The organism is Polaribacter cellanae (assembly GCF_017569185.1).
Classification (GTDB): Bacteria; Bacteroidota; Bacteroidia; order Flavobacteriales; family Flavobacteriaceae; genus Polaribacter; species Polaribacter cellanae.
Genome location: NZ_CP071869.1, coordinates 3,521,856 through 3,537,884, shown reverse-complemented (window position 1 = coordinate 3,537,884; position 16,029 = coordinate 3,521,856). Strand labels below are relative to the sequence as shown.

17 protein-coding genes and 1 other RNA gene are annotated in these 16,029 nt (G+C 28.3%); 8 read left to right on the top strand and 10 right to left on the bottom strand.

The genetic code is table 11. The features are described 5' to 3' along the window. Positions 1-188: 188 nt before the first annotated feature. Positions 189-560, bottom strand: a complete 372-nt coding sequence (locus J3359_RS15760) for a DUF1801 domain-containing protein (RefSeq protein WP_208077969.1) — start codon at positions 558-560, stop codon at positions 189-191. Between the two features lie 68 nt (positions 561-628). On the opposite strand from J3359_RS15760, the gene J3359_RS15755 reads away from it, so the two are divergent. The 7 genes from J3359_RS15755 to J3359_RS15725 all read left to right on the top strand — a co-directional run bounded on the left by J3359_RS15755 (position 629) and on the right by J3359_RS15725 (position 5,161). Further along, positions 629-1,186: a hypothetical protein gene (locus J3359_RS15755; protein ID WP_208077967.1), complete on the top strand. Its 558-nt coding sequence runs from the start codon at positions 629-631 to the stop codon at positions 1,184-1,186. Between the two features lie 67 nt (positions 1,187-1,253). Continuing rightward, positions 1,254-1,862, top strand: coding sequence for a hypothetical protein (locus J3359_RS15750; protein ID WP_208077965.1), 609 nt, complete (start codon positions 1,254-1,256; stop codon positions 1,860-1,862). A 29-nt stretch (positions 1,863-1,891) separates the two neighbouring features. After that, positions 1,892-2,188, top strand: coding sequence for a winged helix-turn-helix domain-containing protein (locus J3359_RS15745; protein WP_138536230.1), 297 nt, complete (start codon positions 1,892-1,894; stop codon positions 2,186-2,188). 52 nt (positions 2,189-2,240) lie between these two features. After that, positions 2,241-2,714 (top strand): Coq4 family protein, encoded by a 474-nt coding sequence (locus tag J3359_RS15740; RefSeq protein WP_208077964.1) that lies wholly within the window; start codon positions 2,241-2,243, stop codon positions 2,712-2,714. 2 nt (positions 2,715-2,716) lie between these two features. Further along, positions 2,717-4,096: a cell envelope integrity protein CreD gene (gene creD, locus J3359_RS15735; protein ID WP_208077962.1), complete on the top strand. Its 1,380-nt coding sequence runs from the start codon at positions 2,717-2,719 to the stop codon at positions 4,094-4,096. Positions 4,097-4,170: 74 nt separating this feature from the next. Further along, a complete protein-coding gene (locus tag J3359_RS15730) occupies positions 4,171-4,548 on the top strand; it encodes a ribosomal maturation YjgA family protein (RefSeq protein ID WP_208077960.1) in 378 nt (125 codons plus the stop codon). After that, positions 4,535-5,161, top strand: a complete 627-nt coding sequence (locus J3359_RS15725) for a DUF1361 domain-containing protein (protein WP_208077958.1) — start codon at positions 4,535-4,537, stop codon at positions 5,159-5,161. Before J3359_RS15730 ends, J3359_RS15725 begins: the two co-directional genes overlap by 14 nt. A gap of 25 nt (positions 5,162-5,186) precedes the next feature. Here J3359_RS15725 and J3359_RS15720 read toward each other — a convergent pair whose 3' ends face one another. The 4 genes from J3359_RS15720 to J3359_RS15705 form a co-directional block, all read right to left on the bottom strand. Then, the gene (locus tag J3359_RS15720) at positions 5,187-6,053 is read right to left on the bottom strand and encodes a mechanosensitive ion channel family protein (RefSeq protein WP_208077956.1); all 867 of its coding nucleotides are present in this window, start codon (positions 6,051-6,053) and stop codon (positions 5,187-5,189) included. A gap of 80 nt (positions 6,054-6,133) precedes the next feature. Continuing rightward, positions 6,134-6,358 carry a DUF3820 family protein gene (locus J3359_RS15715; protein WP_208077954.1) on the bottom strand — a complete coding sequence of 75 codons (225 nt, stop codon included), beginning with the start codon at positions 6,356-6,358 and terminating at the stop codon, positions 6,134-6,136. A 90-nt stretch (positions 6,359-6,448) separates the two neighbouring features. Further along, entirely contained in the window at positions 6,449-7,657 is a 1,209-nt protein-coding gene (locus J3359_RS15710; RefSeq protein ID WP_208077952.1) for an NAD(P)-dependent oxidoreductase, read from the bottom strand. 59 nt (positions 7,658-7,716) lie between these two features. Continuing rightward, positions 7,717-7,917 (bottom strand): hypervirulence associated TUDOR domain-containing protein, encoded by a 201-nt coding sequence (locus tag J3359_RS15705; protein ID WP_208077951.1) that lies wholly within the window; start codon positions 7,915-7,917, stop codon positions 7,717-7,719. A 412-nt stretch (positions 7,918-8,329) separates the two neighbouring features. Between J3359_RS15705 and ssrA the strand changes: the two genes are divergently transcribed. Continuing rightward, positions 8,330-8,724: a transfer-messenger RNA gene (gene ssrA / locus J3359_RS15700) on the top strand. A gap of 419 nt (positions 8,725-9,143) precedes the next feature. Here the strand turns inward: ssrA and J3359_RS15695 are convergent. From J3359_RS15695 to J3359_RS15675, 5 genes are all read right to left on the bottom strand, one after another. Then, positions 9,144-12,308, bottom strand: coding sequence for an efflux RND transporter permease subunit (locus J3359_RS15695; RefSeq protein ID WP_208077950.1), 3,165 nt, complete (start codon positions 12,306-12,308; stop codon positions 9,144-9,146). Between the two features lie 42 nt (positions 12,309-12,350). Then, positions 12,351-13,499, bottom strand: coding sequence for a DUF4934 domain-containing protein (locus J3359_RS15690; protein ID WP_208077949.1), 1,149 nt, complete (start codon positions 13,497-13,499; stop codon positions 12,351-12,353). Positions 13,500-13,687: 188 nt separating this feature from the next. Further along, positions 13,688-14,035, bottom strand: coding sequence for a hypothetical protein (locus J3359_RS15685; RefSeq protein WP_208077948.1), 348 nt, complete (start codon positions 14,033-14,035; stop codon positions 13,688-13,690). A gap of 223 nt (positions 14,036-14,258) precedes the next feature. Continuing rightward, entirely contained in the window at positions 14,259-14,486 is a 228-nt protein-coding gene (locus tag J3359_RS15680; RefSeq protein WP_208077947.1) for a hypothetical protein, read from the bottom strand. Positions 14,487-14,556: 70 nt separating this feature from the next. After that, entirely contained in the window at positions 14,557-16,005 is a 1,449-nt protein-coding gene (locus J3359_RS15675) for a TolC family protein (protein ID WP_208077946.1), read from the bottom strand. Positions 16,006-16,029 lie beyond the last annotated feature (24 nt).

Here is a 16,029-nt window from a genome sequence, read left to right as displayed (position 1 = left end):
TTTCTCGCAAAGACTTTTAGGTTCAAGGTTTTTGGTTTAAGGTTTATTTATAGTTCGTTTCAAAATTCTCTTTTTAAATTTGTTATTTCATAGAAATCTCAACACAATCGTTTTCACTCTTGCCTGAGACGCTTGCAGCGTGACAAACTATGAAGAGAAGACTGTTTTATAAAACCGAGTGGATAAACTCAGCTTCTTTTATAAAAACCTTTGTCTTTTAGTTGATGCGCTTCTTCTAAAACCGATAATAAAACTTCCTCATTTACATCTTCAACCTTAAAATATCTTAAAGATTTTATTACTTTTCTGTTTTCTGTAATTAGAAGTTCATTGAATTTTGTTAAGTGCGCAGATGCCCAAAATGCAACATCCACATAACCTTTGTTTTTAGATGCATTTAAATAACAGAAAGGATTTTCATTCAAATAATAAAAAGGTATTTTCCATTTAAATTGTAAATCGACTTCAGGAAAACTAGTTTCAATTAAAATTTGCAAATGCAATAGAATGGATTTAAAAGGTTCTGGTTGGTTTAAAATGTATTCTTCTGCTGGCTTCATAATTATGCAAGTAAATATTCATTTTGTATATTTACGAAAGTTATAAAAATTTTGAATATAATTCTCTTATGCACGATAATTTCTCTGTAAACTTTTCTCTAAAAGGAATCACAAGTATTTTAATTGGTTTTTATTTTTTAGGAGCTGCATATGCCATTGAATATATTTTAGAGGGTTTCCTTGTTGAAAATAATGTTTTAGGAATGTTATCGCCACAATTGGTCGAGTTTTTAATTATAGGAATTGCATTTTTTGTCTTTCTATTTTCTTCTTTGGCATTCTTTTTTAAAGGCAGAAGATTGGCGAAAAGATTTCAATATATATTATGGAATCGTAAAACAAAGACTGTTTTCTGGAAATATTTTACATCCATTTGTATTATTTTTTTGGTTTTATTTCTTCTAAAAGAAAAAGGGTATATCGATTTTATTACGCCCGTTTTTTTAATTATGTATGGGGTTTTGCTTTTCTTATTTAGAAATAAAAAAAATAAAAACTACCTTATTTTACCTGTACTTTGTCTCGTTTTAGGAGCACTTTGTTTCTTAATTCCTAGTTATTGGTATTCTTCTCTTTCCATTCTTGGAATTGCACATATTACTTACGGAGTTGTAGTTCGCAATTAAATTTATTACATTTTTATTGCACACATCAATTTTTATTTTTTACTTTGTAATTCAAAGTTCTTTAAAAATGAGTTCAGAAAATTATTTAAAAGATATATCCGAAATTAAGCATTTAATGAATAAATCATCAAAATTTATCTCATTAAGTGGTTTGTCTGGTATTTTAGCTGGTATTTATGCCTTAATTGGTGCAAGTTTCGCCTATTGGTTGGTTGCACAAAGTGAAAGAGGTTATTTAATTTTAGACGGAAAAGTTTTTCGCCTTATACTTTTAGACCTTATTTTGGTTGGTATTTTTAGCATTGGAACCGCCATTTATTTAACGACTAAAAAAGCAAAAAAGAACAATCAGAAAATTTGGGACTCTTTAACTAGAAGGTTATTAACCAGTTTTATAGTGCCACTTTTGGCTGGTGCAATTTACATTATTATTATTCTGAATCAACAACGTTATGGACAAACAGGTGCTTTAATGTTACTTTTTTATGGATTGGCTTTGTTAAGTGCGTCTAAATATACATTGGGAGATGTTAAGTACTTAGGATATACACAAATAGTAATCGGACTAATTTGTGCCATTTTTCCGGGTTATGGATTTTGGTTTTGGGTGCTTGGTTTTGGAATAATGCATATTGTTTACGGAACTGTTATGTATTTTAAATATGATAAGAAATAGCTGTAATTTAGCAACGAAAAATTTTCTATTTGAAAAACATCATCTTACATATAAATAAGGCTTTCGACCATAGAATTAGACTGGGAATTATGTCTATTTTAATGGTAAACGAATATGCCGATTTTAATACGCTTAAAGAGTTATTAGGTGCTACAGATGGGAATTTGGCAAGCCATACAAAATCGCTCGAAAAAGTAGATTTTATTAAAGTTGAAAAGCAATTTATAGGCAGAAAACCAAATACAAAATATTATGCAACAGAGTTGGGAAAACAGGAATTTAAAAAGCATATAGAAGCACTTGAAAAATTAATTAAAAACAAATAAACTTTTTTTTATCCACTTACTTTGAAAAACAAAGTTCTTTTAAAATAATAAAATGAGAAAGAAATTAATTTACTGGTTGTTTGAGCATTCACAAAGAATGTATATCAGGTTTAAAAACAAAAAGCCTTGGGGAATTACCAGTAAAGAGTTACTAAAATACCCTAATGGAACTTTTGGGAATGAACTTGGCGCTTTTCTTAACAAAAACGGGTTCGAATTATTACCAAAAGTAGAAAGGCATGATGCATACCATTTAATTACGGGTTATGGAACCAAAGTAGAAGATGAAATTGCCTTACAATATTTATGTTTTGGTAATGGCAAAAGAAGTTTTTATCTATTTGGAGTTGTAATTGTTGGTTCTCTAATGCTACCAGAATTTGCAAGCTATTATTTAAAATCTTACAAATTGGGTAAGAAATGTAATCCATTTCATCATTTAGAGTATCAAAAACTTTTTGCTCACTCATTATCAGATTTAAGAGAAATCATATTTAACAAACAACAAATTTTACAAATACAATAACTATGGACACAAACAACAATCAACAAGGAAAATTTGGCAAATGGGCAAAAACCTCTATCACTGCAAGAATGATTATCGTAGGAATTTTAGTACTCGTTTTAATGATTCCATTATCATTTATCGAGAGTTTAATTACAGAACGAAAGTTTAGGCAACAGGAAGTTGTGGGAGAAATTAACCAAAAATGGGGAGAAGAAGTTTTACTTTACGGTCCTATTTTAAAAGTTCCTTATAAGGTTTACCACACAAAATATGTAATGAATACTGAGAGTAAAAAATCAGAAAAAATTACTTCTTCAAGTACAAAATACGCTTATTTTTTTCCAGAAAAACTAAAAATAAATTCAACAATAAACCCAGAAGAAAAAGAGAGAGGAATTTATAAAACTGCCGTTTATAAAAGTAAAATTGATATAAATGGTAGTTTTTCTACACCAAATTTTTCTGAAAAAGACATAAAAAATGAAGATATTTTATGGGATAAAATACATTTGGTGGTACAGACTTCGAACCTAAAAGGAGCAATTAGTTTGTTCGAAATAAAAATGAATAAAAACCAATATTCTTTAACTTCTAAAAACTTTAAAACCAAAAAGAAATACAGATCAAATGTTATAAACCTAAATGAATTAGAGAGTAACAATATTTTAGAAACGGATGTTCCAAAAGATAAAGAAGTTTTATTTTCTATGAGCGTAGAAATGAAAGGAAGTAAACAAATTCAGTTTATTCCTATTGGAAAAGATACTGATGTAAATATAAAATCCGATTGGAAAGATGCCAATTTTATTGGAGAATTTCTCCCTTATAATTCAGATAAAATTACAGAGGATGGTTTTAATGCAAAATGGAAAATATTAGATATCAACAGACCTTTTTCTCAACAATATTTTAGTGGAATTCCAGATTTAACTGAATTTGCTTCTGGAGTAAATTTCTTAATTCCTGTAGATGAATATCAAAAAAGTGAGCGTTCCGCCAAATACGGGTTTTTAGTAATTGGTTTAACTTTCTTAATTTTCTTTCTAATACAAACGATGAGCAAAATAAACATGCATCCATTTCAATATTTAATGGTTGGAATCGCATTAACAATGTTTTACACATTATTAATCTCAATTTCGGAACATAGTAGCTTTTTTAAAGCCTACATAATTGCAGGAACTGCTGTTGTTTTACTAATTACAGCCTATTCTAAATCAATTTTAAAAACATTAAAATTTCCACTCTTTATAGGAATTTCTTTAACGGCTTTGTACACCTTTATTTTTGTAATTATTCAATTAGAAAATTATGCATTATTAGTTGGTAGTATTGGCTTATTCTTAATATTAGCTGGAGTTATGTACACTTCAAGAAAAATCGATTGGGAGAATAATTAATAGTTAGTTGGTTGATTAGAGCAAAGCCTCTACTTCATATTTTTGAGGTTTTGCTCTTTTTTAAAAAAACATTTATGAAATTCAATAAAAAATACTTTCTAATTTTTAGCTCATTGCTCCTATCTGAAATCGCAATTGCAACATATGCCAATGGATTTATAAGACACACTTTTGGCGATTTTTTAGCAGTGATACTCCTCTATACTTTAGTAAAAAGCTTCATAAATATTTCTGCAAATAAAGCAGCCATAATTGTTTTAATTATTTCTTTTGGAATCGAGTTTTTACAACTCACAACTTTGCAAAATCATTATCCGTTTGAATATGAGAAACTCTGGAAACTCGTTTTAGGAACTTCTTTTAGCATTGGAGATTTGGTTGCTTATTTCTTTGGTTTTCTAACAATAATTGTGATTGAAAATAATATAAAAAACTGGCATGAGGCATCTTAAAAAAATATCTAACATTCACTTTTTAATCTTGTTTTGCTTGCTCTTATTTGTTGTTCGAGTAAAACTAACGAGTTCCTTATTCTTTGGCTTTTTACTTTGGAATCTCTTTTTAGCGATTGTTCCTTATGCAATTTCTTCAAAAGTTAAAAAACTAAATATTAAAGAAATATCGAAACCAAAATTGATTTCTCTATTATTTGTTTGGTTGATATTCTTACCAAACGCACCTTATATTATTACCGATTTTGTTCATTTACATCATATAAAATCGACTTTAATAGGATTAGATCTTTTTATCATATTCACGTATGCATCAACAGGTTTATTGTTTACAATAATCTCATTATTTGATGTTTACAAAATAATTAAACAAAAATGGAATTTAAAATACGCAAATTACTTTTCTTATGCTGTTACTTTTTTATGCGGATTTGGCATTTATTTAGGCAGATTTTTACGCTTGAATTCTTGGGATATTTTTACAAGTCCAATAACCGTTCTAAAAAAAAGTATGTATAGTTTTAATGATGCCAGAACTTGGTTGGTAACCTTTGGTTTTGGCATATTTATTTACCTACTATTTTCTATTTGGAAAACGCAGATAAAGTCGTAATCTTAAAATATACTTTAGAAAAATTTTATTTATTATAGACTTCGTAAGCAGCAGAAGCAACTTCAATTTTTCCTTCTGATGATTTAATTGAAGTAAGAATTTTATCAAACAAAATAGATTTTGTTCCTCTTCGAGATTTATAATCTACGACATATCTTAAAGTAAAAGTAATCCAATTTTCGTCGAAAACCATAGTTACCATCGGTTTTACTCTTGCATTTTCTAAGCTGTAAGTTCCAATCATTTTATTCCATGCTACTTGAGAAGTTTCTGAGAAATCGCCCACTTCTTCTTTTAAAATTTCATAGAATTTCTCTTTTGCATATTGGTAATCGCCATCTGTTTTAATAGGAATTGTAATTTCATCCCACAAAAAAGGAAAATCTCCAGAATAATTATAAACAGGTTCTTTAAAGATAAAACTATTGGCAACTCGCACCATTTTTCCGTTGTATAAATCGCCATTTACCCAATCGCCAATTTCCATTAATGTGGTTCTTAAAATACCTATATCTATTACATCTCCTTTAATTCCTCCTAATTTCACACGATCGCCAACCTTGTAGAAATTGCTTGTGAAAATAGCAATATAACCAGCAATACTTACAATTATTTCTTGCAAAGCGAATGCAATTCCTGCTCCTGCAACTCCTAATGCAGTTCCTAAACCCGAAAGTTTCGCATTAAAAATGAACATTATTCCAATTACAAAAACGATGTACCCTAAAAAATTGATAAACTTTCTAATTTTATATTTAGAAGTATTATCGTTCGCTAATTTTAAAGCGGCCTTTTGTGTAATTTTTATGATGATGTAAACGATAACAAAAAGTATAAATACAGATGCTACGTTTACAAAAAGAGGATTATCGAATAATTGAGTTAAGTCCATTTTGGTTGATAGAATTTAAGGAATTCTATAATTGGTTAAAGTAAAAATACTAATTATTTATTTTAAATTGAAAAACAAAATTATTGAATTTTCCGAATTAAATCTTCTAAGCCATTTAATTGCAACTCATAAACCAAATGCATTTGTTGCCCCAATTTTCCTTTTGGAAAACCTTTGCTATGATACCAAACAATATAATGTTCTGGTAAATCGATTAAAAATGTTCCTTTATATTTTCCAAAAGGCATTTTCATTTTTGCTAAATCTAACAGAAATTGTCGGTTTTGAAGATTGTTTTCTTCCATATATTAAAAAAAATGTTTTTGGTTTTAAGTTTCAAGTTCTGCGTCATTTGTTTTGTCTTATGTCAAACAGTCTTATGTCAATTTTAAAATCTATTCTTTCCCATCTACATAATCTTGTAAATACGAAAAGCGTTCCGTTAATTTTCCGTTTTCTGTCATTTTAGCACGTTCTAAAACGCCCTCTTTATCGTTATTGAAAAAAGCCGGAATTACATTTTCTAAAAACATTTCTCCAAAACCTTCACTGGCATCTTTTGGCAATTCGCAAGGTAAATTGTCTACAGCCATTACCACAATAGTATTTTCGTCTTTAAAATTTACTTCGGTTTCTGTTCTTGGATTGTAGCCATAAATTGGTTCTGCAATTGTAGAAGGTCTTATGGTTGAAGCCACTGGGCCATCGATATCACAAGAAATATCTGCCACAAATTTTATATTGAAATCTGCAGATTTTGCATCTTCTCTTGTAAATAAATAAGGTGCTCCATCTCCGTAAAAATGCCCAGCTATAAAAAAGTCGGTCTCTTTCGCAAAACGCATAAAATTAGATTCGTATTTTTCTGGATGGTTATAGAAATCTCTATTATTATTTAAAATTTTTCCGTCTTTTCTTTTGTTATAATCTAAGACATCTACCAAACAATACACTGGCTCTTGGTAAGTGTTGTTTAAATATTCTTCGGTTGTAACTTGTAGAATATCCATAGCATCTAACATTTCTTTGGCACCATAAGCCACTTTACCATTTCCTGTTAAAAGAATTTTAATATTAGAAAGTTCTATCTTTTGAAGTTGTTCTATAAGTTCTTGTTGGCTGTTTAAAGTTGCTGCCTTTGGTAATTGAAAAGCTCCGCTTTTTAAACCAATGGCTCTAAAACCATTGTATGCTCCAACGATTCCTGCATAACGTCCGAAACCAATTAAACGTGCTCCATTTTCATTTACGATGGTTTCATGGTCGAATAATTGGATGTTTTTATCTAAAATAGCCCTCAATAAATCTCTATTGTAAGGTTGTTTTTTGATGGTATGACTAAAGAAAAAGTATTTTTTATTCGGAATTAAATATTCAATTGGCACTTCTTTTACACCTAACAACACATCGCAATCATCCATATTTTTAGACACTTGTATTTTCTCGTGTTTATAAGATTCATCTGAAAACACACGAATCTCGGAACTTTCTACTTTTATTGTTGCTTTTGGGAATTTTTCTTGAAATTCTTTTAATTTCTGTGGAGAAAACACAACTCTTCTATCTGGTGGATTTTTGCGTTCTTTAATAATACCAAATTTCATATTTACTTGTTTTAATTGGTTCGAAGATATTTGTTTTTTTAGGCTCTTGCAACTATATTTTAGGAATCTGCTCTACTTACTTCACTTTCAACGTCCTCTTTTTGCTTCATGTATAAAGCTTTATTTCTTTCTTCTCCATTTCTAGTTACTTCTGTACCTTTAATTGTTTTGGTAATCTCTTTTGTATATGTTTTTTCTACTTTGCCTTCTGCTGTTCCTCTGCCCCATTTCCAGCTTACTTTTGTTCCTTTTTTAATCATACTTTTTTATTTTTTGAAGTCTAAAGTTAATTATTTAATCTGTTTTTTTGTCTTAATTATTCTTTAAAACTTCTGTTGTTAAACTTATAACTTTTTGTACTTTTGCAGACTGCGTTAAGGATAGAGCGACCTGTTTGAGTTCTTTTGTGAAATGATAATGGAACAAAAAACGAGTAGCGAAAGCCTGACTTTAGTTTTAAATGCTTTTAAAACAAAGGAACGCCCAAATTATTGGTATTATTTTTGTTATTAATAATAGTGTTCTTTGAAAAAATAAAATGGAAGTTTTAATGAGATGCTGAAATAATTTTAGCATTCATTAAATTACGTTTAACAAGTTTTGTTATTTGTGACCCTGAAACAAGTTCAGGATTAATTCAATTACGCAAAACAAGTTTTGCTATTTCATTAAGGGGACGACTGGTTTTGACAGCAAGGTCAGTGAATTTGTAAGCATATCGAGTTATGAAATAACACTCGTTAAACCTAATTTCAACTTTTTAAACGGCGAAGATAACTACGCTTTAGCTGCATAATCTGAATTAATAGTAAGATTAGCCTCGGCACACAAGGTGTGCAAGCTTTATGTCCACGAGAAGCCTTGGTTTATGGCGTTTCATTTTTGGGCATCGTAAAAATAAACATAGAAAATCTGTAGCTTTGGCAGGTTTTTGAAACTAAAGAAGCTAAGTTTAAGGTAGGTTGTTCTTAATCGGCCTTAGATCGAAAACTTAATAAGAACTAAATATGTAGAAAGCTTTTTGGCTGCTTGTTTGGACCCGAGTTCGATTCTCGGCGTCTCCACAATTAACTCTATAAATCATTGAATTACATTGATTTGTGTTTAAAGGTATTGTTTTGGGTGTTGTTCTTTATTTTAAAAATAAATAAATTTCTCAAAACGCTAATACCATTTCTGTTTTGAAATTACTGTAAAAGAAAATAATGTTTTTTTTATTTTGAGGTAAAGAGAAAAAAGCGTGTTTTATTATGGTAATTTTAATGCAGAAATGGTATAATTTTAATGATTCTTCAACTCTTCAAAAAAATAGAACTTGTTAAATGTTCAAATTGTCAGCTAAAGAGTAAGACCTCCTCTATTACAATAACACAATTAAATATTAAATAACTAATAACACTTTCGATATTTATTCAAAATACGAATGTCTGCTTTTGACGATTTTAAATTTCCACTTGGATGATTTAGGTTTTCCAACTATTTATAATTATGAGAATATTTTGTTTTTTTCAACGCAAAATATTGGTAAATATAATAATATTCCAATTATGGAAAAGATTAAGCCACCAATTGATCCTACTGCAAATGAAAACCAAAACGCTTCATTCTGTCCATTCCAAATAAATGGAATGAGTCCAACAATTGTGGAGATGATTGTAAGAAATATTGGAATAATTTTAGAATTAAAAGCCTTAAAATATAAGTCTTGAACATTCCTATTAGGATATTGTTTTTTTAAGTTATTGTAATCATTAATAATAAAAAGAGCAGAGTTTACACTTATACCACATAACAAAATAAAAGAAGCATAACCTCCTTGGTCAAAATTAAATTCAAACAAATAAAAAGTTAAAAACACTCCTATAAAAGAGAGTGGAATCATACTAATTATAGCAAGAGGTTGTCTTAGAGATTCTAATAAAATACTGCAAATAAAGAAGATGATAACAATGATTATAAAGATATAATAGTATTGTTTTGAATCTTTTTTATTCCAGCCATTATAAGACTGTTTTATAACACGATATCCTATTGGTAGTTTATCTTTAATTTCTTCTACATTCCTTTCTCTCACTTTTTGGGCTAAAGGATAAGTCCCTAAAAAATCATAGGCTACCGTTAAGCGGTATTGTTGGTAACTTTTGTGAATTGTATTTCCTGTTTTTCTTTTTTCAATGGATGCAAGCTGATTTAGCTTGTATTGTTTATTATTGATAGGAATGGGTGTGTTTTTTAAATCCCACACGTTAAATTTCTGATAGTTATTAGATACTAATTTTACCTGCTGTAATTCATGGTTATTTACAATAGAAGCAATATTTCCAGAGTGAACTTGGTTTTTTAAATATCCATATAATCGATTTTGTGATACATTCGCTAATGCTAACTGTTCTTGATTAAAGTTTAAAAAATATTCATTGAGACTATTGCTTCCTCTTCTTCCATTTGTAATTTCAACTTCTTTTACTCTTCCAGAGGAATTTTCTTCAAGTTGTTGTTTTAAAAGCTCTGCGTAACGATATAGATTATCATAATTATAGCCCTCCAATTCTATTCGGTTATTTTTAAACCCTGAACCTGAGGCATTTGAAAAACCACGACCTACACCAGTAACTGTCCAATCTAAACCCCCTAAACTATTCGATTTAGATTCCAACATACTTTTTAATGTGTATGGGAATGAACCAAACTCAAAATTATCTTTAAAATAAATACTTATTCTGGAATTTTTAGGACCATTAATTTGTGTCTCATATAAAGAAACTTCATCAAAGCTACCGATAAATCTTTCCATTTTTAAAATCACATGGTTCAATTGTTCAATTGTGCAACCATCTGGCATACTACCTGTTACTTGTAGCGAAGTACGCTCTGGCTCACTGTAGTAAGAGTTTTCAAAAACATCTTCAGTAAATAACCTTAAAGAACCTCCTAAAGTCTTTTCTAAAATAGGACGCATTTTTATATTATACCATTCGGTTCCTAAAGTATTATTATAAATTTTAACGCCTATGTTATCACCTTCCAATTCTTTAGGCAGAAGTTGTATTGGCAAACCAAATCCAAGTACAAAAAATAAAATAAATAACCATTTAAATTTAGGCTTACGCATCCATTCTATGGCAGTTTTGTATTTTTTTGTAAACCTACCAATATTTCGTTTTCGTTTTCTTGAAAAATGAATGTGTTTTTTCTTTAAATTCATTTTTTCTACCAATGCTGGAACGTAAAATAAAGACACCAAAAGTGAAACTCCAATGTTAATAGCAATAACCAAGGCAAAATCCCAAAGATTTAATCGTTGGTTTTCCTCTAATAAAAAAATTACCATTAATGCTCCAATGGTAGTTAAAGTTGCAGCTAAAATAGCTAAAAAAGCTTTTTTATTACCTTTATTTCTTAGGTGGTCAATCATAATAATACTATTATCTATTATAATTCCGAACGATATGGTAATACCTGCAAAGGAGTATAATTGTAATTGCACATTAAAAGCGTAATAAAAAATAACAGCTATAAGTAAATTTGTAATAATACTAAAAAATAATATTGATAAATATTTAAAATTCCGGTAAATTAAAATAATTAACACTAAAAGTATAAGAAAAGAAAATAAGGTACGCTTTTGTATTTTTTGTAATTCTGCGACAACAAACTCCGTGTTATCTTGAGTCATTTTAATAGAATATCCTTTTGGAATATTATTTTTCAAATTATTTACAGTTACTTTAACAGTTTCAGCTAAATTAATTGTATTTATTTCTTTTTCAGCGTAAACAACTAAGTTAACCGTGTTAAGACCGTTAACTCGGTAATATCCATTTACTTTACTTTCTTTGTATTTTACACTGGCAATATTTTTTAAATATATAATACGGTTGTTAATTTTTTTTATAGGAATGTTATTCCAATCCATAGTATCTTTAAATTTATGGATTAAAACCAAAGAAATTTCTTGCTCTGCTTCATTATTTTTAGATTGAATCAAAGCATTCCCTAATTCTCTTTTCTGTAAATAAATAGAAATTGCATTTTGAATATCATATACAGTAATATTTAGTTGTGCTAAAGTTTTAGTATCATATTCAATTACCCATTCAAATGGCGTCGCACCATAAACATCTACTTTATTAATACCTTTTAATTTTGTTAATTTAGGAATGATGTGGTTTTCTGTAAATTTTTTAATATAATATGGGCTTTCATTAGCATTTATACTATAAGATAGAATCGGAGAATTGTTTTCATTTGAGCTACTTTTTGATAAGAATGGATAACTTACACCTTCTGGTAGTTCAGAGTAACTTTGACGAATTAAATTGGCAATTTCAAAACGAATAGCATCCATTTCTACATTTTTTTTAAAATGCATACTTATATAACCGCTACCTTTTCGAGATGATGAACTAATACCTTTGATACCTTTAACAGTGTTAAAAACACCTTCTAATTTAGAGGTTACTTCTTGCTCTATAACTTTGGCTGAAGCATCTTTCCAACTATAACTTACAGCTAAAGAACTGTTTGTTCTGGTTGGAGTTAATTGAATACTTAACAAAGGGATTAAACTTGCGCCAATAATGGTTAGACAAGTGAAAACTGTTAGAATACTGAAAGAGGATATTTTTTTTTTAAAAATTTTAATTACCATGTAAAACTTGAAGTTAATGCGAAGGTTTTAAATTTTTTGAATTTAATTTTTAAAAGTATAAAGAATTAATAGTGGATTGCTATTATTAGACACATTTTTATCTATTTTTTTTATATAATCAGGAATTTTTTCCCAGGATTCTTTTTCACTCTTATAGATACTCGTTTGAAATTTAAAATTAGAAGAAGGTAATATTGATATTATTTTATTGTCTTCTCCATCATGTGCAAAATATTTTTCAAAAATAAAGCCTTCATTTTTTATTCCCCTAAAAATTTTTGTTGTATTATTTTTTTTAGAGTGAATCACTAAATTTGCATGATAAAAATTAAACGTAATATAATTTTTATTTTCTCTAAAATTAGAAATGCCAAATCCATAATTATTTTTAGTAATATATTTATAAAGCCCCGTATAATTTTCATCTAAATTGTCAACTATAGATTCTGGTGTTTTATTATCGAGAAAATCAATATAATATTTAGGTCTTACTTCCTTGCCGGTATAACTGAAGACTGTTTCAGAATATGGGAAGGTAATATTTATATCTTTACTTTTAATGATACTTGGTCTATTAAATCCTAAGTTTAAAAAAAAATTATCTTTTTTATTCATTGATATAAATTCTTCGTCTGTATTTTCTTTTAAATTTTTACTTAAAAATAATTTACCTCCATTTTTGTCTTTTAATAAACATAATAAATTAGAGTCTTTATACCCAATGTTAAAACAAAAATTATTTATATTTTCTTTTTTTAAGAAGGTACCATCCATCTCATAAGTTAAAATCCTAGAAGGGCTGCTTGAATATAAAATTATATTTTTTTTATCTTCATCTACACTAAAATCTCTAAGATTTGTGTATTCTCCCGGACCACTCCCAATATGTTGTATTTTATTTATAAACTTTCCATTTAAATCAAAAATCAAAACGGAATTTAGTTTTGTGTCTAAAATTAAAATTTTATTATTAGAAACAGTAATTCTATCAATATTTGAAATAAAAGATGAATTATTTGTTTCTAAGGCAATTATTTTCGAGGATGAAAAATAATCTCCAAAGTTACCTGCTGGGTATTTTTTTTGAACATTTAATTTAATGTGTTTTAATTCATAAACATTGTTTTTCCCATCTCTTTTACAAGAAAAAATAAATGGGACTACTATTATTAAGAAAATTATTTTTTTCATGGTTTTTTTTTAAAGCGTGATTTTGACTGATTTAAACTTATTAATTATTAAGTCTGTAAACAAAAAATCAAATCATAAATACTTGGTATATATATTTAAAGAAAAACTTAACATTTTACTTAATTTATAATAAAGTATTGATTATTGTTAAGTCAAAACCACGCCTAGTTATTATGTAGATTAAGAAATTATGGTATATCAGTACAATTAGGCTCTCCGTAGGTAAAAACTCTTGTTTTGGAGCTACAAGTTGGGGTAGGCCCACCTGCTATACAATCGGTACCTGATGAGATATTAACAGTCCTAGTACATTCCTGACCATTGACATAAGTTGTTTCAGTGCCAGAAGTTTCAGAGTAATTAATTTTAAAATACCCTCCACCAGTGGTAGACCCACTTGTAGATACTTGTGCGAAAGCACTATTACTTATCTCAGAAAAAGGATCGTCTAAAGTTAATTCTACATTTATTGCTAAAGCAATTAAAAAGAAACTTATAGCAGTTAATTTTGTAAATTTCTTTACTTTTGTATTCATAATTAAAATATTTAATTTATTAAATGTTTGGCACAGCTTAGTCTGTTTTACTAAGTTGTGCTTTTTTGTTTTATCGTAGAAACATTTTATGTTTTATACGCCTTATGCTCCCATATAAAAGTTTATGAAAACAAAAGATTTTTAGTTAAATCTAAATATATTAATGCATATCCTCCCCCTTTCTAATTTTTGTATAAATTAATAATTTCACAAAGAAAATGTTTTAGGGGGACAAATTCTGACCTTCTGAAATTTCTTCAAATAAATATTTATGAGAATTTTTACAATAGATAATTTTATATCCTTGAACTCGTAAATTAAATAGCATTCTTTTTACAGTTCTCTCACTACAACCATAATCTATTGCAACTTTATTTAAAGATTTTAGTCTATGATGTTGTATTAAATACAGCAGGTGTTTTTCTTTTTCTTTTCTTTCTAAATAAGTCATCTGTAATTTTTTTTAGATAGTAAATTATTTCCTTAATAGAACACTCCTTTTTCTTCTGATAAATATCCCCCTATTTATCTATAATTTCATCAAAATCTTGTTCTATCGACTTTTTATTTATAAAATCATAAAGTGTTAATTGTTGTACTTGGTAATACAATTTCCAATAGCTTAACAAGCTTTGTATATAACGCTCCGTTGCTAATTGCCATGCTTTTCTAGAACTTGTTAAATTCAGTAAACTTAAACTTCCAGATAAAAACCGTTTTTCGGTTATTTCGTAGGATTCTCTAGCAATTTCACTTGTTTTTAAACTTCCCGCAACCAATTCTTTTTGAATATTAAAATTAATAACTTTCTGTTTGATATTTTGTTTAAATTGGTCTTCATTCTGTTGGAGTTCGATATCTACTACTTCTTTATTCATTTTAGCAGTTTTTATTTTCCCTTTGCGTTCTCCCCAATCCAGAATAGGAATACTAAAATTTACTGACACTATTTGTTGATCTAATAAGTTACCATAGGCGTCTCTAAAGGTATTTGCTTGCTGATTTAAACCGTAACTTGCACTTAAAGACAAATCAAATCGGTTATCTTTAACAGCTTTATCTAAATCTCTTAAAGCTTCTATTTTTTTTAATTTAAGATTAATAACCTCAGGATTGTTTTTGTTTGCTAAATCAGAGGCTTCAATAACATTTATTTGTATGTTTGAAATAAGTTCAGGCAATTCAGGGATGGCATTATTTGGTAGAGCATCTCTTAAAAATAATTTTAAAGAAGCTTCTGCTTTTTCTAAAGCTTGCTTATTCTGTGTTAAATTTGTTTTTGAATTATAAACATCAAGCTCTAAATTAAGAACATCATTACGCTCTATAGCACCTAATTTGTAACGCCTCTTACCAATTTTAAATAACTTTTCTGCAGATTTTTTATTTTCTTTTGCTATCATTAATTTTTTACTTGCCAATGCCCAATTGAAAAATAAGTCTACCGTTTTTAAATTAATGGTCTGCAATTCATAAATAAATGCTTTTTTTGCCTTTTGGAATTCTAATGGCGCCGTTTTATGCTGCCATTTAAATCGATTAAAAGCCATTAAGGGTTGTATGATTCCAATTCTAACAGGGGTAGCATTATAACTTTCGGAATCTATATCTCCAGAATTCTTTAATCTATTAAAACTAGAATTCAAAAATATACTAGCTCCTGTAGCCCTAATATTTTGTCTTATTGATATATTGGCAAAAGAATTCAAATTCTGTTGTTGTCTAAAAACATCAATATTTTTTTCGGAGTCATAACGTTCTACCAAAGAACGATTGAAAGTAAAAGGGCGTGCTTCAAAATTTATTTTTGGTAATAAGCTCGATTTAAAAGACCTGTTTTGCCAGTAATAAACTCCAAATTTACGTTTTGCTTTAAAAACATCTAAAGAGTTTTTATTAGCTATTCTCAAAATTTCAGTAAGTGACAAGCTATTTTTCGGAGTTAATGTTGCTTCTTTTTTTTGCGACATTAATTTATTGATGTTAAAAAAACA